Here is a 21,191-nt window from a genome sequence, read left to right as displayed (position 1 = left end):
TCAGACTCCTGCCAGCTGACGCAACGTGCTGACAACGCGGGCGACGTCTTCATCGCGCATATCCGGAAACAGCGGCAGAGAGCAGATGCGCTCGCTGTTCCATTCGGTGTTGGGCAGCGAGAGCTGCGGATAGCGTTCGCGGTAATATTTATGGGTGTGCGCGGCGCGGAAATGCAGGCCGGTGCCGATATCCCGCGCCTTCAGCGCCTCCATCAGCGCATCGCGGCTGATGCCGCAGGCAGCTTCGTCGATGCGAATGATAAACAGATGCCAGGCGTGCTGATGCGGCCAGGCCGGCTGCGCCAGCGGCAGAAACGGCGTGTCGGCCAGTTCGCGCAGATAGCGCTGGGCGATGGCGGCGCGGCGCGCATTGAAATCGGCGAGCTTTTTCAGCTGCGTTAGCGCAATGGCCGCGCTGATATCGGGCAGGTTGTACTTGAAGCCGGGCATCACTACTTCCGCCTGCGGCTTGCGCCCGTGTGTCTGGCGATCCCAGGCGTCGACGCCCAGCCCGTGAAACTTCAGGCTGCGCATGCGATCCGCCAGCTGCGCGTCATCGGTGACAATCAGCCCACCTTCGGCGCAGGTCATATTTTTAATGGCGTGAAATGAGAAAATCGCGGTGCCCGCGCTGCCGATATGGCGTCCCTGGTAATAGCAGCCCGCCGCGTGTGCGGCATCTTCGATGACCGGAATGCCATAGCGCGCGCCCAGGGCGCGGATCGCGTCCACATCCGCCGGCGCGCCGGCGTAGTGCACCGGAATGATGGCGCGGGTGCGCGGCGTGATGGCGGCCTCAATCTGTTCGGGCGTCACCATCAGCGTATCGCGATCGACGTCAATCATTACCGGCGTCGCGCCCAGCAGCGTAATCATATTAAGGGTAGAGACCCAGGTCAGCGACGGCGTTATCACCTCATCGCCAGGCTGAATACCGAGCGCCAGCAGCGTGACATGCATTCCCGCTGTGGCCGAGCTGACGGCGATGGCGTGCTGATTGCCGGTGAGCTGACAAAAAGCCTGTTCCAGCGCCACATTTTGCGGACCGGTGGTAATCCATCCGGATTCAAACACCGCTTTGACCGCCGCCAGCTCCTCTTCACCCAACGAAGGCCGCGAAAAAGGGAGAAATGACATAATAAAATCCCATCCGTTTCAGATGTTCGAAATAAATAAATGCCTAAGCGCCGCCTGAAGAAATAAATCTTACAAACATGAAGGAATTGTTTCCTTTTGACGTAAGTTTGGTGAATCTCGCCAGCTCATGCTTCATGACGGGGTTGAGAAAATAATGCTGGCGAAACCTTAAGACAGCCTTAATCAGGCTGGCGCTTTTTTTCATCTGGCGCGGGAGAAAATATAATGGCAGCAAAGAGGGGCGCCATAAATAGTGCAACCGCAGCAGGTTTTTATTATCTTAACGCGGTCGATGCGACACAGGCTTATATCGACCTTCATCGAGATAAACCGCATGGCTTTAAAAAGGTGAATAAATCTATTGAAATTTATTATTACAGGCCTAATTATTCGCGCCCATACCAATCTAAAATACAACAAAATCAATAAACTACATTTATTGCATTCATAACGAGATCTTTTTTACTTCCGCTTTAGCATCACGCCCCTCTTGAAAATAATTTCTTTCAGACCTGTTAAAAAAGGCCAGCCTGCTAAATAAAAAGGCAAGGCAAAAATGGTTGGCGAGCCGCTCAACTTTATTTCCGTGCATGAAAAATCAGGCGCAAGTTTATGCTGTGAGTAAATTTCTGTAACAGACGCGCACCTAAAATAACGCGCTTATATGCGCCCAGTCACCACCGAATAACAGCAGTGGTTTATCTTTTGTTTAAGATAAAACTATTGTTGCCGCCGTTGCCGGCAGCGCATTGCGATATATTGCCCTCGCTGCGCTACCGGCCAGGCTGACTTTAGGCCTAAAATTCCGCTTCCTCGCCCGGCAGCGGTTGAGAAAGTTCCTGCCCTTCGACGCCAGCATAGAAAATCACCAACTCGGTCGGCTCGTCGGTGGTGTAGCCACGGTGCGCGCTGTCGATCGTTTCGTTCAGCGCCTCTCCTGCGCCTGCGTGAAATCGTTCGCCGCTGTGCTTGTCTTCGATGGTCAGGCGCCCTGAGAGAACATAGGCGGTATTAGGCATGGGATGGGTATGCCAGGGGAGTTCGCTGTGGGCGGGTAACGACATGCGCATCACCGATATTTGCGGTTTGCCCGTTGGATAAGCCTCATAGGGCTGCCCATTCCAGGCGCTGCCGCTCTGTAACAGCTGCTGATGCGCGATCTCTGCCGGGCGCTGATCTGAGTTGGTTTTTTTCTCCGTCATGGTCTCTCCTGTTCGTTAATCTCAATAGAGTGTAGCGGACAGGACGCGCCAGAAACGCCAAAGGCCGCGCTAAGCGGCCTCTGAAACAGGTATTGCGACAGCGTTATTTGATCAGTTCAGCGGAAACGTAGGCACCGTTATCAAAGCGAGCCCCGGTAATTTTGTATGCTGCGCCAGCCTGATGCGCCTGCGCGGCGATTTGCGCTTCCGCTGCATCGAGCGTGGCGGCTGAGGCGGTAATGCTCTGAGCGAAGCTGCCGAATGATACGAAAGAGAGCGCAGCAACTACAACGAAAGTTTTGATGGTTTTCATGGTCAATTCCTTAAATTTGATTTCAGTTGGTGAGGCGTTCTGCCTCGATGTAGCTATCATGCGCCTGCGGACGATGGTTTAAAAGCTGACATATTTGCTTTTAAACGACAAAAATATTGAAAGACTTTTCTGTCTCTCTTTAGCCTGCCTGCCCGACGGGCAATGCCCCGCTTAACGGCGCAAATTGTGACCTTTCATAAGCCCGACACGAAATTGCTGCCGCCCTTTCCTTGCCTGTAGGCGGGTTATCGACGGATAATCCCTACAGACTTCGTCATGCTGTCGCGGCGACGCCGCAGCCCGACGCCCTAACGCTGAAAATTTAGGCAACGCATTGATATGAGTGAAAAATGTAAAGCGCTGCGAACCACGCTGATTCCCCTTCAGGCGATTGCGCATGCCCTACGATAACGTCTATGCCGAAAAACGGCTGCCCGGCGCATTTCGCCGCAGCTGGCACCATTTTTATCGCAACACCACCGCCATGATCGGGCTGTACGGCTTTGGCGCCCTGCTGTTTCTCTGCCTGTTCGGCGGGCTGCTGGCGCCCTACGGCATCGATCAGCAGTTTCTCGGCTATCAGCTGCTGCCGCCCTCCTGGTCGCGCTACGGCGACGTCTCCTTTTTCCTCGGCACCGACGATTTAGGACGCGACGTGTTAAGCCGCCTGCTGAGCGGCGTGGCGCCGACCGTGGGTTCAGCCATTCTGGTCACGCTGTTCGCCACGCTGTGCGGGCTGGCGCTTGGCGTGCTGGCGGGCATTACGCACGGTTTGCGCTCGGCCGTTATGAATCACGTGCTGGATACCCTGCTGTCGATCCCCACGCTGCTGCTGGCGATTATCGTGGTGGCCTTTCTCGGCCCGCGCCTCGAGCACGCGCTGCTGGCGATCTGGCTGGCGCTGTTGCCGCGTCTGGTGCGCGCCACCTATAGCGCGGTGCACGACGAGCTGGAAAAAGAGTATGTGGTGGCGGCGCGCCTCGACGGCGCCAGCAACGTTGATATCCTGCGCCATGCGATTTTGCCCAACGTGCTGCCGATGCTGATCAGCGAAGTGACGCGCTCGCTGTCGCTGGCGATTCTGGATATCGCCGCGCTCGGCTTTCTCGATCTCGGCGCGCAGCTGCCCTCGCCTGAATGGGGCGCGATGCTTGGCGATTCGCTGGAGCTGGTTTACGTCGCCCCCTGGACGGTGATGCTGCCGGGCGCGGCGCTGATGATCAGCGTATTAATCGTTAACCTGCTGGGCGACGGTATCCGCCGCGCTGTAGAGGCGGGAGTGGAATAATGCCGTTACTCGATATTCGTAATCTGACCATTGAATTTATGACCGCCGACGGTCCCGTTAAGGCGGTGGACCGCATCAACCTGACGCTGATGGAAGGCGAAGTTCGTGGGTTAGTGGGCGAATCGGGCTCGGGCAAAAGCCTGGTGGCGAAGGCGATCTGCGGCGTGACCAAGGATAACTGGCGCGTCACTGCCGATCGTATGGTATTCGACGATATCGACCTGCTGCGCCTGTCGCCGCGCGAGCGTCGCCGCATCGTCGGTCACAACGTCTCGATGATTTTTCAGGAGCCGCAGTCCTGTCTCGATCCTTCGGAGCGTATCGGCCGCCAGCTGATGCAGGCGATTCCGCGCTGGACCTATAAAGGTGCGTGGATGGGACGCTTCTGGTTCTGGCGCAAAACCCGCGCCATCGAGCTGCTGCACCGCGTTGGCATCAAAGATCATAAAGATATCATGCGCAGCTTTCCTTACGAGCTGACCGAAGGCGAGTGCCAGAAGGTGATGATCGCCATCGCGCTGGCCAACCAGCCGCGCCTGCTGATCGCCGACGAACCCACCAACGCCATGGAGCCGACCACCCAGGCGCAGATTTTTCGCCTGTTGAGCCGTCTCAACCAGAACAACAACACCACTATTCTGCTGATTAGCCACGATCTGCGCACCATGAGCCAGTGGGCGGACCGCATTAACGTAATGTACTGCGGGCAGACCGTCGAAACCGCGGGCAGCGACGATCTGATCGTTACACCGCACCATCCTTATACGCAGGCGCTGATCCGCGCGATGCCCGATTTCGGTCGCGCGCTGCCGCACAAAAGCCGCCTGAACACGCTCTCCGGCGCGATCCCCTCGCTGGAAAGCCTGCCGATCGGCTGTCGGCTTGGCCCACGCTGCCCCTACGCGCAGCGCAAATGCGTGGAAACGCCGCGCCTGAGCGGCAGCAAAACGCACCTTTTCGCCTGCCACTTTCCGCTGAATATGGAGGAGCAGTAGATGGAGACGCTGCTTGAAGTGCGCAATCTGAGCAAAACCTTCCGCTATCGCACCGGGCTGTTTCGCCGCCAGCACGTCGAGGCGGTGAAGTCGGTGAGTTTTATTCTGCGCGAGAAGCAGACGCTGGCGATCATCGGCGAGAACGGCTCAGGCAAATCGACGCTGGCGAAAATGCTGAGCGGCATGGTGGCGCCGAGCAGCGGCGAAATCCTGATTAACGATCATCCGCTTGAATTCGGCGACTATGGCTACCGCAGCCAACGCATCCGCATGATTTTTCAGGATCCCTCTACTTCGCTCAACCCGCGTCAGCGCGTCAGCCAGATCCTCGACCTGCCGCTGCGCCTCAACAGCGATCTGGCGCCGGAGGCGCGCGAGAAGCGCATTATCGCCACGCTGCGCCAGGTGGGCTTGCTGCGCGACCACGCCGGCTACTATCCCCATATGCTGGCGCCGGGTCAGAAGCAGCGCCTCGGCCTGGCGCGCGCGCTGATCCTGCAGCCGAAAGTGATTATCGCCGACGAAGCCCTCGCCTCCCTCGATATGACGATGCGCTCCCAGCTGGTTAACCTGATGCTGGAGCTACAGGAGCAGCACGGCATCACCTATATTTATGTGACGCAGCATCTCGGCATGATGAAGCACATCAGCGATCAGGTGCTGGTGATGCATCAGGGAGAAGTGGTGGAGCGCGGCGGCACCGCCGACGTGCTGGCTTCACCGCTGCACGATCTGACTAAACGGCTGATTTCGAGCCACTTCGGCGAAGCGCTGACGGCGGAAGCCTGGCGCCGCGAGGCCTGATTCAGGTTGGTTTACCCCATTTGCCTGAGACGTGCTAGAATCCGCACGTCGATTAACGCGGTCGCCTGTTTTTTAACCAATGCGACCGCCAACAACTATGACCATAAGGATTACAGCTATGGGTTTTCTTTCCGGTAAGCGCATTCTGATTACTGGCGTTGCCAGTAAACTCTCTATTGCCTACGGAATTGCGCAGGCGATGCACAAGCAGGGCGCAGAACTGGCTTTCACCTACCAGAACGACAAACTGAAAGGTCGTGTGGAAGAGTTTGCTAAAGATCTGGGTTCAGACATTGTGCTGCCGTGCGATGTGGCCGAAGACGAGAGCATCAAATCGCTGTTTACTGAACTGGCAAAAACCTGGCCGAAATTTGACGGTTTCGTTCACTCCATCGGCTTCGCCCCGGGCGACCAGCTGGATGGCGACTATGTGAACGCCGTTACCCGCGAAGGCTTTAAAATTGCTCACGACATCAGCGCCTACAGCTTTGTGGCGATGGCGAAAGAGTGCCGCGAGATGCTGAACCCCAACTCCGCTCTGCTGACGCTCTCCTACCTGGGCGCAGAGCGCGCGATCCCGAACTACAACGTGATGGGTCTGGCGAAAGCGTCGCTGGAAGCCAACGTGCGCTACATGGCGAACGCGATGGGTCCGGAAGGGGTGCGCGTGAACGCCGTTTCCGCCGGTCCGATCCGTACCCTGGCGGCGTCAGGCATCAAGGATTTCCGTAAGATGCTGGCGCACTGCGAAGCGGTTACCCCGATTCGCCGCACCGTCACCATCGAAGACGTCGGCAACTCGGCGGCGTTCCTCTGTTCTGACCTGGCCGGCGGCATCACCGGCGAGATCGTTCACGTTGACGGCGGCTTCAGCATCGCCGCGATGAACGAACTGGAACTGAAATAAGTTCTGAGGGCGAGCCTGGCTCGCCCTTTTTTTTGCTCACTTTCCCCGCCTTATAGCTTCGCGCTATTAATTATCACCGATCGGTCTTTTGCCCTTCCCCGCCGTTAAGCGACGATAAGCCAGCCCCCGGGCGCGCGTCACGGTTTCGGATTCACGCCATGCGCGACGTGCCAGTTATTTGCAAAAGGAATAACCATGGAACAACGCCGCTATCCTGGCCATAACCACTGGTTTTACGAGAGCCAGACCAGCCCGCACGCCATTCAGGCTGAGCCGCTGGTTCCCGAAGCAGCCCTGATTAACGATCGTTTCCTGCTCGGCCTGCAGCAGGAGGCGAGCGCGCTTCAGCCGCTGTTGCAGGCCAGCCAGCCGATGCTGCTGGCCTCCCGTGATCTCTGCCAGCTGCTGTTTCCCGATCGCGTCGCGGCGACGCTGACCCATACCCTTACCCTCTACGATCGCCTCAGCACCGCGCTGACCGTGGCGCAGGTCGCGGGCGTGCAGCGGCTGTGCAATCACTATTCGGCGCGCCTTAATCCGCTGCCCGGCCCCGACTCGTCGCGTGAAAGCAATAATCGCCTGACTCAGCTGACGCAGTATGCGCGCCAGCTGGCGATGCAGCCGGAGCTGATCAACGCCGCAGCGCTCAGGGCGCTCGACGCCGTGGGCCTGACCGAGCCGGATATCGTTACGCTGAATCAGATCGTCGGCTTCGTCAGCTATCAGGCGCGCGTGGCGGCCGGTTTACAGGCGCTGCTGGCGCTGCCGGTGCGCTGGCTGCCGGGCGTGACGCCGCCGCCCGATGCCGATCGCGACGGATTTACGGAAAAGCCATTCTGGAAACCGGGCGTGAAGCCGCTGGAGCTGCGCTACGCCAGCGCCGAGCAGCTGGCCGCCGTTACTTTCTGCGAGCCGCGTCCCGATCTCGCCGATGCGGTCTGGCTGCTGGCCCACGACGCCGCCGCGCTCTACGGCTGGCAAACGCTGCGCCAGCGCATCAATCCGACTGCGTTTACCCCGCTGGCGGAGGCGACCTGCGCGCGCGCGCTCGGCAGCCGCTGGGCATTTCAGTTTTTCCCGGATGAGGTGCGCGAGGCGCTGCTGGAGTCGGTGGATGACGCCGCCGGTCAGACAACGACGCAGGGCCGCGTCGTGGCGCTGGCGGCGCAGCTGACCCGCTCGCCTGAGCGCTTCAGCGCGGCGCATCTGCAGCCGCTGGTCACCGAAGGCTGGCAGCCGGACGCGCTATTCGCCCTGATTCAGGCGGTGGCGATCGGCAACTGGAACAGCCGGCTGTTTTACGCCATGGGCGAAGCGGCGTAGCCTTCAAGGTGGCTGCGCGCCTCGTCGAAGAAGTGTTGCGACAGCGGCGAGGCGCGACCCGGTTCGGCAATCACCAGCGCCGCCTGGCGCGCCATATGGGTAATGGCAATCGGCCGCTGCGCCATGCCCTGGAGCATAGACGGCAGCAGATGACCGACAGGCGACACCAATACCCCCAACCCCACCTGTGCGCTCTGCACCAGTTCGAGAATCGCGGCGCTCTCCACCATTACCTGCGGCGTCAGCCCCGACTCGCGGAAGGCCATATCGAGATAGCGGCGAAAATAGCGCGTCGGCTCGGAGAGGCAGAGCGGCAAGGCGGCGAGCTCGGCGAGCGAGAGCGGTTCGTCGCCCACCAGATCGGGAAACTGCTGCGGCTCGAATATCGCTTCAACGCCGCGCTCGGGCAGAAACGCCGTCTGAAAATGCAGTTCGCGCAGCGTCGCCAGCTCGAAAAAGCCGATGCCGACGTCGACGGTATGACTGTTAAGCGCCTCCAGCAGCTGATCGGCGCTTAGCGCGGCGATGCGGTAGTTAAGCTGAGGATAGCGGCTCTGCACCCTTTTCAGCAGCGCCGGCAGCGCCACGCTGCACTGCGGCATCACGCCGATGCGCAGCGTGCCGTTGACGCCGTGCTTAAGCGACTCGACCTCCAGCTTCAGCCCCTGATAGACCGACACGATCTCCCGCGCCCATGCCAGCACCCGATCCCCTTCCGGCGTAAAGCCGACGAAATTATTGCTGCGGTTAATCAGCGACAGGCCGAGTTCGCGTTCGAGGTTTTTCAGGCGCATAGAGAGCGTCGGCTGGCTAACGAAGCTGGCTTCGGCCGCGCGGCCAAAATGGCGTTCACGTTCGAGATTACAGAGGTAAATTAATTGTTTAATGTCTATTTTCTTTACCTGTCAATGACATAAAAGCATAACTTTGTGGAGGAATATTTTGTTGCACCTTTCCCTGTACCCACTTAAAAAGTGACTCATCCTGAAGAAGATCTTCGGGTACCTTGCTGATGATGTCAATGCTGTTGACCAGGATTATTCTTACCGCCCACTAGCCAGCCCGTTTTTTAATCGCTGAGCAAGTCGTTCAGTTAAAAACGTGAAAAGGCCGCCTAATGGCGGCCTTGAATAAGTAAGGTAATTCGGATGAACAAAAAGAAAATCAGGCAGCGATCGGTTGCGGATTTATTTTAATCATGGCCGATTTACAAAAAATACATTTTGCGCCAAGCGGGTTTTTGACGTTAATGTCAAAAACGGAGCGGCGGTATTGCGAGCCCTGACATTGCGGGCAGCGAAGAGACATAATGACTGAAGTAATTTTTAGTGTCCTGTGACGTTGGCAGCCGATGGACCTTTAGGACCATCCTGCACAGTGAATGCTACCTTCTGCCCCTCGTCGAGAGTACGGAAGTCATTGCCCTGGATAGCAGAAAAGTGCACGAACGCATCCTTGCCGCTCTCATCAGGCGAAATAAAGCCGAAGCCTTTTTCTGCGTTAAACCCTTTAACCGTGCCGGGCATGTTATTAGAGATAAGATCTCTTTACTTTGTGCCTGTCAGTAAGGATAGCTGAATTACAGAGGCACATCGGTAAGATTGAGATAAAACTCAAAAAGAGAGGCTTAAGCGCGGCACTAACATAAATGAGAGAAACGACAGAAACAGAGGATGTGGTTGTCTGCTTATCAGACCAGACGTTCATTTACGCATGCATTGACAGCCATTGCAAGCAAGTAAAAAAGAATTTTGCTGTTACACTCTTTGCGACGTGCTGAGCGCGGCTAAGAATATGAATTAAATATAAGAAGGAGAAAGAGATGAAAAATAAAATTTATCTTCCGCAGTTCGATGTCAGCGCAGACGTGGAGATTTTTGGCAATAAAGTCACGGTGCGTTATGACGGTAATGAACATTTTCCTAAGCGCCTGAAGGTCAAGGAGCAATATTTCGTGGTCATCGACGGCAAAGAAAAGATTATGGTGCTTGAACGCAAAGCGATCGGCTCCTGGCAGTTCACCCTTCAGTCATGATGGCGTGATTCCCACCTTCACCTACCGATTCAGCAAGGTGGGAATGCGTCGTGGCGCTATTTCTTTTCACGATCCTCGTACGGATCTTTCGTGTCATCATTATGATCGTCACGGGTACGCGGAATCTCGCCGTGTTCAGCAGGCGCATCGGTCGCCGGATGATCGTCCTCCTCATAGGCGTTGTGAACATGCGGCGTGCTTTCAGGCGCGCTCTTGCTGACATCCCCTTCCTGCTTACGTTCTTCGTTGGTTTTATGTTTAAACATTTCCGTCTCCTCGTTCGCTTCCAGTCTGTTAAGTGTAGACGTAAATCCTTCAGGCCACGCCGAGCGCGCTTTTAACTTCGTTGGCAATCTTCTCTACCTGCGGACCATAGATAACCTGAATATCGTGCTCGCTGACGCGGTTGATGCCGTTGGCGCCGGTGGTGAGCAGCGTTTGATCCACCACCTCTTTCATATCTTTCACCCTGACGCGCAGACGGGTAAAGCAGCAGTCGACATCCTCAATGTTCGCCTGCCCGCCCAGGCCGCTGATAATCACCTTTGTGCGCTCGTCCGCCGCCACCTGCTGCGGCTTTTCATCTTCTGATTCGCGTCCCGGCGTCTCGACGCCCATGCGGGTGATAATAAAGCGGAATGCATAGTAGTAGAGCGGCGCATAGACCACGCCGAGCGCCAGCGTCCACCACCAGTGCGTTTTGCTGCCGCCGAGAATGCCGAACACCACCAGATCGATCACGCCGCCCTGCACATTGCCGATCATCAGGTGCAGCATCGACATCAGCATAAAAGAGAGACCGGTCAGCAGCGCGTGCAGCAGATAGAGCACCGGCGAGACGAAAATAAAGCAGAACTCCAGCGGCTCGGTGATGCCGGTGGTGAAAGAGGTCAGCGCGCCCGCCATCATCAGCGCCTTGACCCGCTGCTTATGTTCAGGACGCGCGGTGTGATAGATAGCCAGCGCGGCGGCCGGCAGGCCGAACATCATCACCGGAATTTTGCCCTGAGCGAGAAACTGGGTCGCGTTGCGCAGCGCGTCGTCAGGCACCGAGCCGGGATGGGTCAGCGACGCGTTGAAGATATTGAGCGCGCCCACCAGCGTTTGGCCGTCAACGATGGCGATGCCGCCAATCGGGGTAAAGCGCACGGTTTCATTAAGGATGTGGTGCAGCCCGGTGGGGATCAAAATGCGCTCGGCCGTACCGAGCAGAAACGCGCCGTACTGTCCGCTTTTGCCGATCATCTCGCCTACCCAGGCGATGCCCTCGCCCAGCGTCGGCCAGATCAGCGCCAGCAGCACGCCCACCAGCGGCAGCACCACCACGGTGACGATTGGCACAAAGCGGCGCCCGCCGAAAAAGCTGATGGCGGTCGGCAGCTGCTGGGTATAGAAGCGATTGTGCAGCAGCACCGTCAGCAGCCCGGCAATCACGCCGCCCAGCACGCTCATGTTATAGGTGAAGATGCCCAGCATCTGGATATATTCCGCCGAGGTCATCATCGCCGTGGTCTGATCCATACCCGCCTGCTGCAGCGCGGCTGGCGTGGTGGTCGCCGCCGTCAGCCCCTTTGCCGCCAGCGTGGCGCTGATGCCAACATTCATGGTGATGTAGCCGATTACCGCGGCAAAGGCCGCCGTCGGCTTTTCCGCCTTCGCCAGGCCGATGGCGCTCGCCACGGCGAAGAAAACCGGCAGGTTGGCGAAGAGCGCGCCCGCCACTTTGCGGATGAAACCGATAATCAGCTGCGGCACCTGCATCTGAGCAAAGGCGTCGCCGGTAATCGCCGGGTTCTGCATCGCGGCCGCGAGGCCGAGGAAGATCCCCGCCGCCGCAATCACCGAGATTGGCATCATCAACGCTTTGCCAAACGCATGTATCTGGCTGGTGAGCTGTTTCATGGAGTGCGCCCTCTAAGAGATGAAGGAGCAAGTATTGACCCGATGCGCCAGTAACTCCCGTTATCAACAGGTTGCCAGAGAGTAAAATTTGAACAGCATCACAATTTTGTATCTGGCACGATAAACAGCGGCTATCGCACCATTAAGTCAATCAATTAGACAACTTATGATTGCAGTCGCACACTTCCCTCACCGTCAGGATATATCCTGATAACAAACTTCCTACAAAAAACATAAGCCTGCACTCACCATGAAATTCAAACGTAAAATTAAGCCCTACCGCGCCGCTGCGGGCGGCTGGGGATCGCTGGAAGCTACTACCCGTTTCGTTTTAGACAGCAAAGCTGCGCTGAAAAATATGCGCAACCTGATGCGCATGAACAAAGCGCGCGGCTTCGACTGCCCGGGCTGCGCCTGGGGCGACGATAACAAAAGCACCTTTAGTTTTTGTGAAAACGGCGCTAAAGCGGTGACCTGGGAAGCGACGCGTCGCGTGGTCGACACCGACTTCTTCGCCCAGCACAGCGTCACCAAACTCTATGCGCAGAGCGACTACTTCCTGGAGTATCAGGGCCGCCTGACCCACCCGATGCGTTATAACGCCGAAACCGATCACTATGAGCCGGTAAGCTGGGACAACGCCTTCGCGCTGATCGCGCAGCATATTAAGGCGATGGACAACCCGAACCAGATGGAGCTCTACACCTCGGGCCGCGCCAGCAACGAAGCCTCCTGGCTCTATCAGCTGTTCGGCCGCCTGGCGGGCACCAATAACTTCCCGGACTGCTCCAATATGTGCCACGAAGCGAGCGGCGCCGGTCTGAAGCGCAGTATCGGCGTCGGCAAAGGCACCATTCGCCTCGACGATTTCGACCATGCCGACGCGATCTTCGTTTTCGGCCAGAACCCGGGCACCAACCACCCGCGTATGCTGCACAGCCTGCGCCACGCCGCCGATCACGGCGCGAAGATCGTCACCTTCAATACCCTGCGCGAGCGCGGCCTTGAGCGCTTCGCCGATCCGCAGAAGCCGCTGGAGGTGGTCACCTCTAAAGCGGGCACCATCAGCTCCGCCTATTACCAGCCGAATCTCGGCGGCGATATGGCGGCGGTGCGCGGCATGGTGAAAGCGCTGCTCGAGACCCATCGCGCGCGCGTAGCGGCCGGTGAGAAAGGCCTGTTCGACGAAACCTTTATCAACGCCACTACGCACGGCGTCGAAGCCTATTTCGACGCGGTCGACAATACCGACTGGATGCAGATCGTGCAGCAGTCCGGCCTGAGCGAAGCGCAGATCCGCGAGGCCGCGGCCATCTACCAGAGCGCCGATCGCGTTATCGTCACCTGGGCGATGGGCATCACCCAGCACAAACACTCGGTGGACACGGTACGCGAAATCGTGAACCTGCAGCTGCTGTTCGGCCAGCTCGGCAAGAAAGGCGCAGGCCTCTGCCCGGTGCGCGGCCACAGCAACGTGCAGGGCAACCGCACCATGGGCATCGACGAGAAGCCGAGCAAAGCGTTCCTCGACGCGCTCGGCAGCCACTTCGGCTTCGAGCCGCCGCGCGAGCACGGCCATAACACCGTTGAAGCGCTGAACGCCATGCTGCGCGACGAGATCAAAGTGCTGATCGCGCTGGGCGGCAACCTCGCCGCGGCGGCGCCCGACTCCCCGCGCACCGAAGAGGCGCTGCAGCGCTGCGGCCTGACGGTGCATATCAGCACCAAGCTCAACCGCAGCCACCTGGTGCCGGGCGCAGAGAGCCTGATCCTGCCGACGCTGGGCCGCACCGAGCGCGACACCCAGGCGACCGGCAACCAGTTCATCACCGTAGAAGATTCCTTCAGCATGGTGCACGCCTCTGAAGGCATCGGCATTCCGCTGGCGGAAACGCAGCGCTCGGAAACCGCTATCGTAGCGGGCATCGCTCACGCGGTGCTGGGCGACGAGAAGGTGCAGTGGCTGAAGCTGGCCGCCGATTATAACCTGATCCGCGACCATATCGCCGCTACCATTCCGGGCTTCGCCGACTTTAACGAGAAGTGCGACCAGCCGGGCGGCTTCTACCTCGGCAACGCGGCGGCGGATCTGCGCTTCAACACCCCGACGCAGAAAGCGGAGTTCAGCAGCGCGGCGCTGCCCGCCTCGCTCTTCCCGCTGGACGTGGCGGAAGTGCCTTTCACGCTGCAGACCCTGCGTTCGCATGACCAGTACAACACCACGATCTACGGCCTCGACGACCGTTATCGCGGCGTTTACGGCCAGCGCGAAGTGGTGTTTATCAACCCGGAAGATATGCAGGCGCTCGGCTTTACCGAAGGTCAGCTGGTGGATATCGAAACCCTGTGGAACGACAATATCTCGCGTCGCGTCAGCGGTTTTAAACTGGTGCCCTACAATATTCCGCGCGGCAACCTCGCGGCTTATTATCCGGAAACCAACCCGCTGGTTCCGCTGAACAGCTTCGGCGACATCAGCGGCACGCCGACCTCTAAATCGGTTCCGGTGAAGCTGGAACTGTCGGTTTCTCTGCCGACTCAGCGCATCGCGTAAGCGCAGAGTTTCCTTAGTAAAAAGCCGGTTAATCCGGCTTTTTTACCCTCTTTTGCCTTGCCGCGCGCCCCTGATTCGCGTAAAACTAGCAGCCGCTCTTAGGCCACGAAACTAAACTGACTATGTTCCAGGATAATCCGCTGCTCGCGCAGCTTAAAGAGAAGCTCCACGCGCAGACTCCCCGCGCAGAAGGTGTCGTTAAAGGCACCGAAAAAGGTTTCGGCTTCCTTGAAGTCGACGCGCAGAAAAGCTATTTCATTCCGCCGCCGCAGATGAAGAAAGTGATGCACGGCGACCGGGTATCCGCCATCATCCACAGCGATAAAGATCGTGAAAGCGCCGAGCCTGAAACGCTGATCGAACCCTTTCTCAGCCGCTTTGTCGGCCGCGTACAGAAGAAAGATGACCGTCTTTCCATCGTTCCGGACCATCCGCTGTTAAAAGACGCGATCCCCTGCCGTCCGGTGCGTGGCCTGAGCCATGATTTCCAGGCGGGCGACTGGGCCGTTGCCGAAATGCGTCGCCATCCGCTGAAAGGCGACCGCGGTTTCTACGCCGAACTGACCGAATTTATCGTTAAAGCCGACGATCATCTGGCGCCGTGGTGGGTTACCCTGTCGCGCCATAACCTGGAGCGCGAAGCGCCGCAGGTCGGCTTTGGCGAGATGCTGGACGAACAGCTGACGCGCGAGGATCTTACCGCGCTCGATTTCGTCACCATCGACAGCGCCAGCACCGAAGATATGGATGACGCGCTCTACGTCGAAGAGAACGCCGACGGCACGCTGCGTCTGACTATCGCTATCGCCGATCCCACCGCTTACGTGCCGGAAGGCAGCGAGCTGGACAAGCTGGCGGCGCAGCGCGCCTTCACCAACTATCTGCCGGGCTTCAACATCCCGATGCTGCCGCGCGAACTCTCCGACGACGTCTGTTCGCTGCGTCCCAACGTGCGCCGCCCGGCGCTGGTCTGCCGCGTCACCGTGGCGCAGGATGGCTCGCTGGGCGACGACGTGCACTTCTTCGCCGCCTGGATCGAATCGAAAGCCAAGCTGGTCTATGACCAGATTTCCGACTGGCTGGAGAACAGCGGCGAATGGCAGCCGCAGAGCGAGGCAATCGCCCAGCAGATCCGTCTGCTGCACCGCATCTGCCTGGCGCGCAGCGAATGGCGTCAGAACCAAGCGCTGGTGTTTAAAGATCGCCCGGATTACCGCTTTGTTCTTGGTGAGAAAGGCGAAGTGCTGGATATCGTCGCCGAGCCGCGCCGCATCGCCAACCGCATGGTGGAAGAGGCGATGATCCTCGCCAACGTCTGCGCCGGTAAGGTGCTGCGCGAGAAGCTGGGCTTCGGCGTCTACAACGTGCACACCGGCTTCGACGCCACCAACGCCGAGCAGGCCGCCGCCGTGCTGGCCAGCCACGGCGTCAACGTCGATGCCGCCGCCATCACCACGCTGGAAGGTTTCCGCCAGCTGCGTCGTCAGCTCGACGCGCAGCCGACGCAGTACCTCGACAGCCGCATCCGTCGCTTCCAGTCTTTCGCCGAGATCAGCACCGAGCCAGGTCCCCATTTCGGCCTGGGCCTGGAGGCGTACGCCACCTGGACCTCGCCGATCCGTAAATCGGGCGACATGATCAACCATCGCCTGCTGAAAGCGATTATCCGCGGCGAGCAAGGCGCGCGTCCGGATGAGGCGCTGACGGCGACCATGGGCGAACGTCGTCGCCTGAACCGTATGGCGGAGCGCGACGTCGGCGACTGGCTTTACGCGCGCTGGCTGGCGCCGCACGCCGGGACCGATCGCAAGTTCAGCGCCGAGATTATCGACGTCTCGCGCGGCGGCATGCGCGTGCGCCTGCTGGAGAATGGCGCGGTCGCCTTTATTCCGGCGCCCTTTATCCACGCGGTGCGCGACGAACTGGTGTGCAGCCAGGAGAGCGGTACCGTGCAGATCAAAGGCGAAGTCGCCTTCCGCGTGACCGACGTGATCGACGTGACCATCGCCGAAGTGCGCATGGAAACGCGCAGCGTGGTGGCCCGCCCGGCCGTCTGAGCATGAAAAGATGCGGGATAATTGCTGTTATCCCGCATTTTCACCTCTCTGTTTACACAAATGTTAAATATGTTCCCCGCTTCACACTTCTCAACACATTAACTTTCACTTACATTCCATTACATTACCTTTGACTCGTTGTCTTTGAACGTCCCTTTCGGTTCATACAAGGAGTGAGGTCATGAAGAACGTCAAAACCAGTGTCATCTGGTTAGCGGTGGCGTTAGTCGGCGCGGGCGCATTCGCCATGCTGGCGTTAAACCGCGGCGAGCACGTTAACGCCGTCTGGCTGGTGGTGGCCGCCGTCGCCTGCTACAGCATCGCCTATCGCTTTTACAGCCTGTTTATCGCCCGCAATATTTTCGAGCTGGACGATCGCCGCCGTACCCCCGCCGAGCGCTTCAACGACGGCCTCGACTATGTCCCGACCAATAAATGGGTGCTGTTCGGTCACCACTTCGCCGCGATCGCCGGCGCCGGACCGCTGGTCGGGCCGATTCTGGCGGCGCAGATGGGCTTTCTGCCCGGCACCATCTGGATCCTCGTCGGCGTAATGCTGGCGGGCGCGGTGCAGGATTTCCTCGTGCTGTTTATCTCTACCCGCCGCGACGGCCGCTCGCTGGGCGAAATGGCGCGTCAGGAGCTGGGCGCCTTTGCCGGCGTGATTACCATGCTCGGCGCGCTCGGCGTGATGATCATCATCCTCTCCGCGCTGGCGCTGGTGGTGGTGAAAGCGCTGGCCAACTCGCCGTGGGGACTCTTTACCATCGCCGCGACCATTCCGATTGCGCTGCTGATGGGCGTCTATATGCGCTTTATCCGTCCCGGCAAAATCGCAGAGGTATCGCTGATCGGCTTTGTGCTGATGATGGCGGCGATTATCTACGGCGGCAACGTGGCGCAGGATCCCTACTGGGGCCCCTTCTTTACCCTGAAAGGGACCTCGCTGACCTGGGTGCTGGTCATTTACGGCTTCGTCGCCTCGGTGCTGCCGGTCTGGCTGCTGCTGGCGCCGCGCGACTATCTTTCCACCTTCCTGAAAATCGGCGTGATCGTCGGACTGGCGGTCGGCATCGTCTTCGCCATGCCGGAGATGAAGATGCCGGCGGTGACGCGCTTTATCGACGGCAGCGGCCCGGTCTTCGCCGGCCAGCTCTTCCCGTTCCTGTTTATCACTATCGCCTGCGGCGCCATCTCCGGCTTCCATGCGCTGGTTTCCAGCGGCACCACGCCGAAGCTGGTGGAGCGCGAAAGCCATATCCGCTTTATCGGCTACGGCGCGATGCTGATGGAATCTTTCGTCGCCATCATGGCGCTGATCTGCGCGTCGGTTATCGATCCCGGCGTCTACTTCGCCATGAACGCGCCGGCGGCGCTGATCGGCACCACGGTCGAGAACGCCTCGCAGGTCATTAACGGCTGGGGCTTCGTGGTGACGCCGGAGATGCTCTCGGGCATTGCGCGCGACGTCGGCGAGGCTTCGGTGCTGTCGCGCGCGGGCGGCGCGCCGACTTTTGCGGTGGGCATGGCGCATATCATCACCGACGTCTTCAACAGCCGCGCGATGATGGCCTTCTGGTATCACTTCGCCATCCTGTTCGAAGCGCTGTTTATCCTGACCGCCGTGGATGCCGGGACGCGCGCCTGCCGCTTTATGGTGCAGGATCTGGTCGGCACCGTGGTGCCGTCGCTGGCGAATAACCGCTCGTGGGTGGGCAATATGGCGGGCACGGCGGTCGCGGTCGCCGGCTGGGGCTTTTTCGTCTATCAGGGCGTGGTCGATCCGCTGGGCGGCATCAATACCCTGTGGCCGCTGTTCGGCATCGGCAACCAGATGCTCGCCTCGATGGCGCTGATCCTCGGCACCGTGGTGCTGTTTAAGATGAAGAAGCAGCGCTACGCCTGGGTGACGATTCTGCCGACCGTCTGGCTGTTTATCACCTCGATGACGGCGGGCTGGCAGAAGATTTTCCATGAGAAGCCTTCGATCGGCTTTCTGGCGCAGGCGAACAAGTTCCGCAAAGGCATCGACGAAGGGGTGATTATCGCCCCGGCGAAGAGCGTGGCGGATATGCAAACCATCGTCTTCAGCAACCAGATTAACGCCGTGCTGTGCGGCTTCTTTATGCTGGTGGCGGTCACCATGCTGATCGCCGCCTTCTTCGTGATTCGCCGCGCCCTGCGCAGCAACGTGCCGACCACGCACGAAGCGGAGCCGTCGCTGCGTAAGGAGGTGCACCATGTCTGATGCGATTCGCCGCGCCGCCCGTCCGGCGCGCCTCAACGCCATTACCCGCTGCCGTCCGCTCGACGCGCCCAAACGCTTTAGCTGGCGAACGCTATGGCGCGGCCTGCAGCAAAGCTTCCGGCTGATGGTGGGCGTGCAGGATTATCAAAATTATCTTCAGCATATGCAGCGTCAACACCCGGATCTGGCTCCGATGAGCGAGCGCGATTTTCATCGTTACTGTCTTGATGCCCGGTTCCCCAGTCAGGCAGGCAAGCTGGGAAAATGTCCTTGTTAAGCAGGTAAATCGGCCCCGCGACGCGGGGCTTTTTTGTGCCATTCTTTATCAGACCGGAAAATATATTTGGCTGGCATCTTGTGCTGAAGTGAGATGCCGAATACTGTTGATAAAATAATGAGATAACGCCAGTAGAGCACTCCCCCGGAGGACCTTTCCATGACCGATGAACAAGGGCAAACGTTGCTGTATACCTTGTTTGGCACGACCAGCCCTCATTGGCGCCTGACCACCGACAGCGACGCCCTGCATTTTGCAGAGGATGAAAACGCGCACACCAACATCGCCGTTGCGTTGACGCCCGCGCAGGCCACCCTGTTGCGCGCCATGACGGTGATCACCTCCAGCGTAAACCTGACGCTGCCGCTGCACGGCACGCCGGTGCCGATGCATTTCGTCGGCCGCAAGGTAAACCAGTCGAGCTGGGCCGGCACCGCCTCCGCGTGGGGTGATACCTCCGCCGTCGCGCGCGATTTGACGCTGGGGCTCTCGTTTGCCGAACAGGTGGTCTCTGAAGCTAACTCGGTGATCGTGATTGTCGATCAGCGCGGCAATATTCAGCGCTTCAACCGCCTCAGCGAGGAGTACACCGGCCTCAACGAGCACGAAGTGATCGGTCGCAACGTTTTCCAGCTGTTTATGACCAAACAGGAAGCGGCCGCCTCGCGCCGCAACATCGCCGGCTTCTTCCGCGACGGCAATTCCTATGAGGTGGAACGCTGGGTGAAGACCCGCAAGGGCCAGCGACTCTTTCTGTTTCGTAATAAGTTCGTTCACAGCGGTAGCGGGAAAAATGAAATTTTCCTCATCTGTTCCGGAACGGACATAACCGAGGAGCGACGGGCTCAGGAGCGCCTGCGGGTGATGGCGAACACCGATACGGTGACCGGTTTGCCTAATCGTAACGCGATCCACCAGCAAATTAGCCTGGCGCTGGAGCTGGCGAAAGAGGATGAGACCGGCGTGGTCTACCTCGATCTCGATAATTTCAAGAAGGTGAACGACGCCTACGGCCATATGTTCGGCGATCAGCTGCTGCAGGCGGTGTCGCTGGCGATCCTCAGCTGTCTGGGGAAAGACCAGACGCTGGCGCGCCTCGGCGGCGACGAATTCGTGGTGCTGGCGGAGCACACCAGCCAGGCGGCGCTGGAGGCGATGGCGTCGCGCATTCTCGAGCGTCTGCGCCAGCCCTTCCGTATCGGCCTGATTGAGGTCTACAGCGGCTGCTCTATCGGCATCGCGCTGGCGCCGCTGCACGGCGAGGATCGCGAAAGCCTGATCCGCAACGCCGACACCGCGATGTATCACGCCAAAGAGAACGGGCGCGGCAAGTTCTGCGTCTTCGCCTCTGAAATGAATCAGCGCGTGTTTGAATATCTCTGGCTCGACACCAACCTGCGCAAGGCGCTCGATCAGGATCACCTGACGGTGTTCTATCAGCCGAAGCTCGACAGCGACGGCGTGGTGCGCAGCGCGGAAGCGCTGGTGCGCTGGAATTCGCCGGAGCGCGGCATGGTTTCGCCCGCCGACTTTATTCCCTATGCCGAAGAGTCGGGGCTGATTGTGCCGCTCGGCCGCTGGGTAATGCTGACCGTGCTGCGGCAGATTCTGGCCTGGCGCGAAGAAGGCATTAATCTCCGCGTGGCGGTCAACGTCTCGGCGCGACAGCTGATCGACCAGAGCATCTACAGCGATCTCAAGCTGGCGCTGATGGATAGCGGACTGACGGAGTGCCCGATCGATATCGAGCTGACCGAAAGCTGCTTGATTGAAAACGAAGCGCAGGCGCTGACCCTGATGAAGCAGTTCCAGGAGCTGGGCGCGCAGGTGCATCTCGACGATTTCGGCACGGGCTACTCTTCGCTGTCGCAGCTGGCGCGCGTGCCGATCAACGCCATCAAGCTTGATCAAAGTTTTATTCGCAATATTAATGAGCAGCCGGTCTCGCAGTCGCTGGTGCGCGCGATTGTCGCCGTCGCTAAGGCGCTGACGCTGGAAGTCATCGCCGAGGGCATCGAGACGAAAGCGGAAGAAGAATTTGTTCTCCTCAACGGCGTGGACGGGCGTCAGGGCTATTTCTACGCAAAACCAATGCCCGCAGAACAGTTCGGGCATTGGCTGGCTAAGCATCCTGCCCGCGTTTAAAACT

General features: G+C 59.1%; 20 protein-coding genes. 12 read left to right on the top strand and 8 right to left on the bottom strand.

Annotation, left to right across the window (positions count from 1 at the left end; translation table 11 throughout):
* Positions 1-1,140 carry a UDP-4-amino-4-deoxy-L-arabinose aminotransferase gene (gene arnB, locus PVE98_RS09390; RefSeq protein WP_096073240.1) on the bottom strand — a complete coding sequence of 380 codons (1,140 nt, stop codon included), beginning with the start codon at positions 1,138-1,140 and terminating at the stop codon, positions 1-3.
* 222 nt (positions 1,141-1,362) lie between these two features.
* On the opposite strand from arnB, the gene PVE98_RS09385 reads away from it, so the two are divergent.
* Positions 1,363-1,566 (top strand): hypothetical protein, encoded by a 204-nt coding sequence (locus PVE98_RS09385; RefSeq protein WP_127908379.1) that lies wholly within the window; start codon positions 1,363-1,365, stop codon positions 1,564-1,566.
* 368 nt (positions 1,567-1,934) lie between these two features.
* Here the strand turns inward: PVE98_RS09385 and PVE98_RS09380 are convergent, their stop codons facing one another.
* Positions 1,935-2,339 (bottom strand): cupin domain-containing protein, encoded by a 405-nt coding sequence (locus PVE98_RS09380; RefSeq protein ID WP_096073241.1) that lies wholly within the window; start codon positions 2,337-2,339, stop codon positions 1,935-1,937.
* Positions 2,340-2,442: 103 nt separating this feature from the next.
* Complete coding sequence (locus tag PVE98_RS09375; RefSeq protein WP_048786208.1) at positions 2,443-2,652, bottom strand: DUF1471 domain-containing protein; 210 nt, start codon at positions 2,650-2,652, stop codon at positions 2,443-2,445.
* A gap of 397 nt (positions 2,653-3,049) precedes the next feature.
* On the opposite strand from PVE98_RS09375, the gene sapC reads away from it, so the two are divergent.
* The 5 genes from sapC to PVE98_RS09350 all read left to right on the top strand — a co-directional run bounded on the left by sapC (position 3,050) and on the right by PVE98_RS09350 (position 7,969).
* Positions 3,050-3,940 (top strand): putrescine export ABC transporter permease SapC, encoded by an 891-nt coding sequence (sapC, locus tag PVE98_RS09370; protein ID WP_033746874.1) that lies wholly within the window; start codon positions 3,050-3,052, stop codon positions 3,938-3,940.
* Positions 3,940-4,935, top strand: a complete 996-nt coding sequence (sapD, locus tag PVE98_RS09365) for a putrescine export ABC transporter ATP-binding protein SapD (RefSeq protein WP_033746872.1) — start codon at positions 3,940-3,942, stop codon at positions 4,933-4,935. The genes sapC and sapD overlap by 1 nt, the downstream gene beginning before the upstream one ends.
* On the top strand, positions 4,936-5,739 hold the full coding sequence (sapF, locus tag PVE98_RS09360) for a putrescine export ABC transporter ATP-binding protein SapF (RefSeq protein ID WP_033746870.1): 804 nt from the start codon (positions 4,936-4,938) through the stop codon (positions 5,737-5,739).
* A 118-nt stretch (positions 5,740-5,857) separates the two neighbouring features.
* Positions 5,858-6,646, top strand: a complete 789-nt coding sequence (gene fabI, locus PVE98_RS09355; protein ID WP_033746867.1) for an enoyl-ACP reductase FabI — start codon at positions 5,858-5,860, stop codon at positions 6,644-6,646.
* Between the two features lie 195 nt (positions 6,647-6,841).
* Positions 6,842-7,969 (top strand): CMD domain-containing protein, encoded by a 1,128-nt coding sequence (locus tag PVE98_RS09350; RefSeq protein WP_407568585.1) that lies wholly within the window; start codon positions 6,842-6,844, stop codon positions 7,967-7,969.
* Here PVE98_RS09350 and PVE98_RS09345 read toward each other — a convergent pair.
* From PVE98_RS09345 to PVE98_RS09335, 3 genes are all read right to left on the bottom strand, one after another.
* The gene (locus tag PVE98_RS09345) at positions 7,945-8,862 is read right to left on the bottom strand and encodes a LysR family transcriptional regulator (protein WP_096073243.1); all 918 of its coding nucleotides are present in this window, start codon (positions 8,860-8,862) and stop codon (positions 7,945-7,947) included. The two genes, PVE98_RS09350 and PVE98_RS09345, sit on opposite strands and share 25 nt — an antisense overlap.
* 271 nt (positions 8,863-9,133) lie before the next feature.
* Positions 9,134-9,277: a hypothetical protein gene (locus tag PVE98_RS09340; protein WP_227741483.1), complete on the bottom strand. Its 144-nt coding sequence runs from the start codon at positions 9,275-9,277 to the stop codon at positions 9,134-9,136.
* A 17-nt stretch (positions 9,278-9,294) separates the two neighbouring features.
* Positions 9,295-9,507: a cold shock domain-containing protein gene (locus tag PVE98_RS09335; protein WP_033746862.1), complete on the bottom strand. Its 213-nt coding sequence runs from the start codon at positions 9,505-9,507 to the stop codon at positions 9,295-9,297.
* A 284-nt stretch (positions 9,508-9,791) separates the two neighbouring features.
* Here PVE98_RS09335 and PVE98_RS09330 point away from each other — a divergent pair, with 284 nt between their 5' ends.
* Entirely contained in the window at positions 9,792-10,004 is a 213-nt protein-coding gene (locus tag PVE98_RS09330; RefSeq protein WP_033746860.1) for a hypothetical protein, read from the top strand.
* Positions 10,005-10,060: 56 nt separating this feature from the next.
* Here the strand turns inward: PVE98_RS09330 and PVE98_RS09325 are convergent, their stop codons facing one another.
* Both PVE98_RS09325 and PVE98_RS09320 read right to left on the bottom strand, forming a co-directional pair.
* A complete protein-coding gene (locus tag PVE98_RS09325) occupies positions 10,061-10,270 on the bottom strand; it encodes a hypothetical protein (RefSeq protein ID WP_033746856.1) in 210 nt (69 codons plus the stop codon).
* 49 nt (positions 10,271-10,319) lie between these two features.
* On the bottom strand, positions 10,320-11,906 hold the full coding sequence (locus PVE98_RS09320; RefSeq protein WP_096073244.1) for a PTS transporter subunit EIIC: 1,587 nt from the start codon (positions 11,904-11,906) through the stop codon (positions 10,320-10,322).
* A gap of 250 nt (positions 11,907-12,156) precedes the next feature.
* Here PVE98_RS09320 and PVE98_RS09315 point away from each other — a divergent pair, with 250 nt between their 5' ends.
* The 5 genes from PVE98_RS09315 to pdeR all read left to right on the top strand — a co-directional run bounded on the left by PVE98_RS09315 (position 12,157) and on the right by pdeR (position 21,187).
* Positions 12,157-14,460, top strand: a complete 2,304-nt coding sequence (locus PVE98_RS09315) for an FdhF/YdeP family oxidoreductase (RefSeq protein WP_096073245.1) — start codon at positions 12,157-12,159, stop codon at positions 14,458-14,460.
* A 122-nt stretch (positions 14,461-14,582) separates the two neighbouring features.
* Positions 14,583-16,517 (top strand): exoribonuclease II, encoded by a 1,935-nt coding sequence (locus PVE98_RS09310; RefSeq protein WP_407568584.1) that lies wholly within the window; start codon positions 14,583-14,585, stop codon positions 16,515-16,517.
* A 181-nt stretch (positions 16,518-16,698) separates the two neighbouring features.
* On the top strand, positions 16,699-18,765 hold the full coding sequence (locus PVE98_RS09305; protein ID WP_096073246.1) for a carbon starvation CstA family protein: 2,067 nt from the start codon (positions 16,699-16,701) through the stop codon (positions 18,763-18,765).
* Positions 18,758-19,042, top strand: coding sequence for a YbdD/YjiX family protein (locus PVE98_RS09300; protein ID WP_033746842.1), 285 nt, complete (start codon positions 18,758-18,760; stop codon positions 19,040-19,042). Before PVE98_RS09305 ends, PVE98_RS09300 begins: the two co-directional genes overlap by 8 nt.
* Positions 19,043-19,201: 159 nt before the next feature.
* The gene (gene pdeR / locus PVE98_RS09295; RefSeq protein WP_033746840.1) at positions 19,202-21,187 is read left to right on the top strand and encodes a cyclic di-GMP phosphodiesterase; all 1,986 of its coding nucleotides are present in this window, start codon (positions 19,202-19,204) and stop codon (positions 21,185-21,187) included.
* Positions 21,188-21,191: the final 4 nt, after the last annotated feature.

Origin of the sequence: Pantoea sp. GABEPS69, from assembly GCF_045780835.1 — a bacterium.
Taxonomy (GTDB): domain Bacteria; phylum Pseudomonadota; class Gammaproteobacteria; order Enterobacterales; family Enterobacteriaceae; genus Pantoea; species Pantoea septica.
This window is presented reverse-complemented; position numbering and strand designations above follow the sequence as displayed.

What these genes read in the sequence shown, in the direction of transcription:
- PVE98_RS09300 (WP_033746842.1), top strand. Translation starts at nt 18,758, where the DNA reads ATGTCTGATGCGATTCGCCGCGCCGCCCGTCCGGCGCGCCTCAACGCC.
- PVE98_RS09375 (WP_048786208.1), bottom strand. Translation starts at nt 2,652, where the DNA reads ATGAAAACCATCAAAACTTTCGTTGTAGTTGCTGCGCTCTCTTTCGTA.
- PVE98_RS09330 (WP_033746860.1), top strand. Translation starts at nt 9,792, where the DNA reads ATGAAAAATAAAATTTATCTTCCGCAGTTCGATGTCAGCGCAGACGTG.
- PVE98_RS09340 (WP_227741483.1), bottom strand. Translation starts at nt 9,277, where the DNA reads ATGTCTCTTCGCTGCCCGCAATGTCAGGGCTCGCAATACCGCCGCTCC.
- sapD (WP_033746872.1), top strand. Translation starts at nt 3,940, where the DNA reads ATGCCGTTACTCGATATTCGTAATCTGACCATTGAATTTATGACCGCC.
- fabI (WP_033746867.1), top strand. Translation starts at nt 5,858, where the DNA reads ATGGGTTTTCTTTCCGGTAAGCGCATTCTGATTACTGGCGTTGCCAGT.
- PVE98_RS09305 (WP_096073246.1), top strand. Translation starts at nt 16,699, where the DNA reads ATGAAGAACGTCAAAACCAGTGTCATCTGGTTAGCGGTGGCGTTAGTC.
- PVE98_RS09320 (WP_096073244.1), bottom strand. Translation starts at nt 11,906, where the DNA reads ATGAAACAGCTCACCAGCCAGATACATGCGTTTGGCAAAGCGTTGATG.
- PVE98_RS09350 (WP_407568585.1), top strand. Translation starts at nt 6,842, where the DNA reads ATGGAACAACGCCGCTATCCTGGCCATAACCACTGGTTTTACGAGAGC.
- sapF (WP_033746870.1), top strand. Translation starts at nt 4,936, where the DNA reads ATGGAGACGCTGCTTGAAGTGCGCAATCTGAGCAAAACCTTCCGCTAT.
- PVE98_RS09325 (WP_033746856.1), bottom strand. Translation starts at nt 10,270, where the DNA reads ATGTTTAAACATAAAACCAACGAAGAACGTAAGCAGGAAGGGGATGTC.
- PVE98_RS09385 (WP_127908379.1), top strand. Translation starts at nt 1,363, where the DNA reads ATGGCAGCAAAGAGGGGCGCCATAAATAGTGCAACCGCAGCAGGTTTT.
- PVE98_RS09310 (WP_407568584.1), top strand. Translation starts at nt 14,583, where the DNA reads ATGTTCCAGGATAATCCGCTGCTCGCGCAGCTTAAAGAGAAGCTCCAC.
- sapC (WP_033746874.1), top strand. Translation starts at nt 3,050, where the DNA reads ATGCCCTACGATAACGTCTATGCCGAAAAACGGCTGCCCGGCGCATTT.
- PVE98_RS09315 (WP_096073245.1), top strand. Translation starts at nt 12,157, where the DNA reads ATGAAATTCAAACGTAAAATTAAGCCCTACCGCGCCGCTGCGGGCGGC.
- PVE98_RS09380 (WP_096073241.1), bottom strand. Translation starts at nt 2,339, where the DNA reads ATGACGGAGAAAAAAACCAACTCAGATCAGCGCCCGGCAGAGATCGCG.
- pdeR (WP_033746840.1), top strand. Translation starts at nt 19,202, where the DNA reads ATGACCGATGAACAAGGGCAAACGTTGCTGTATACCTTGTTTGGCACG.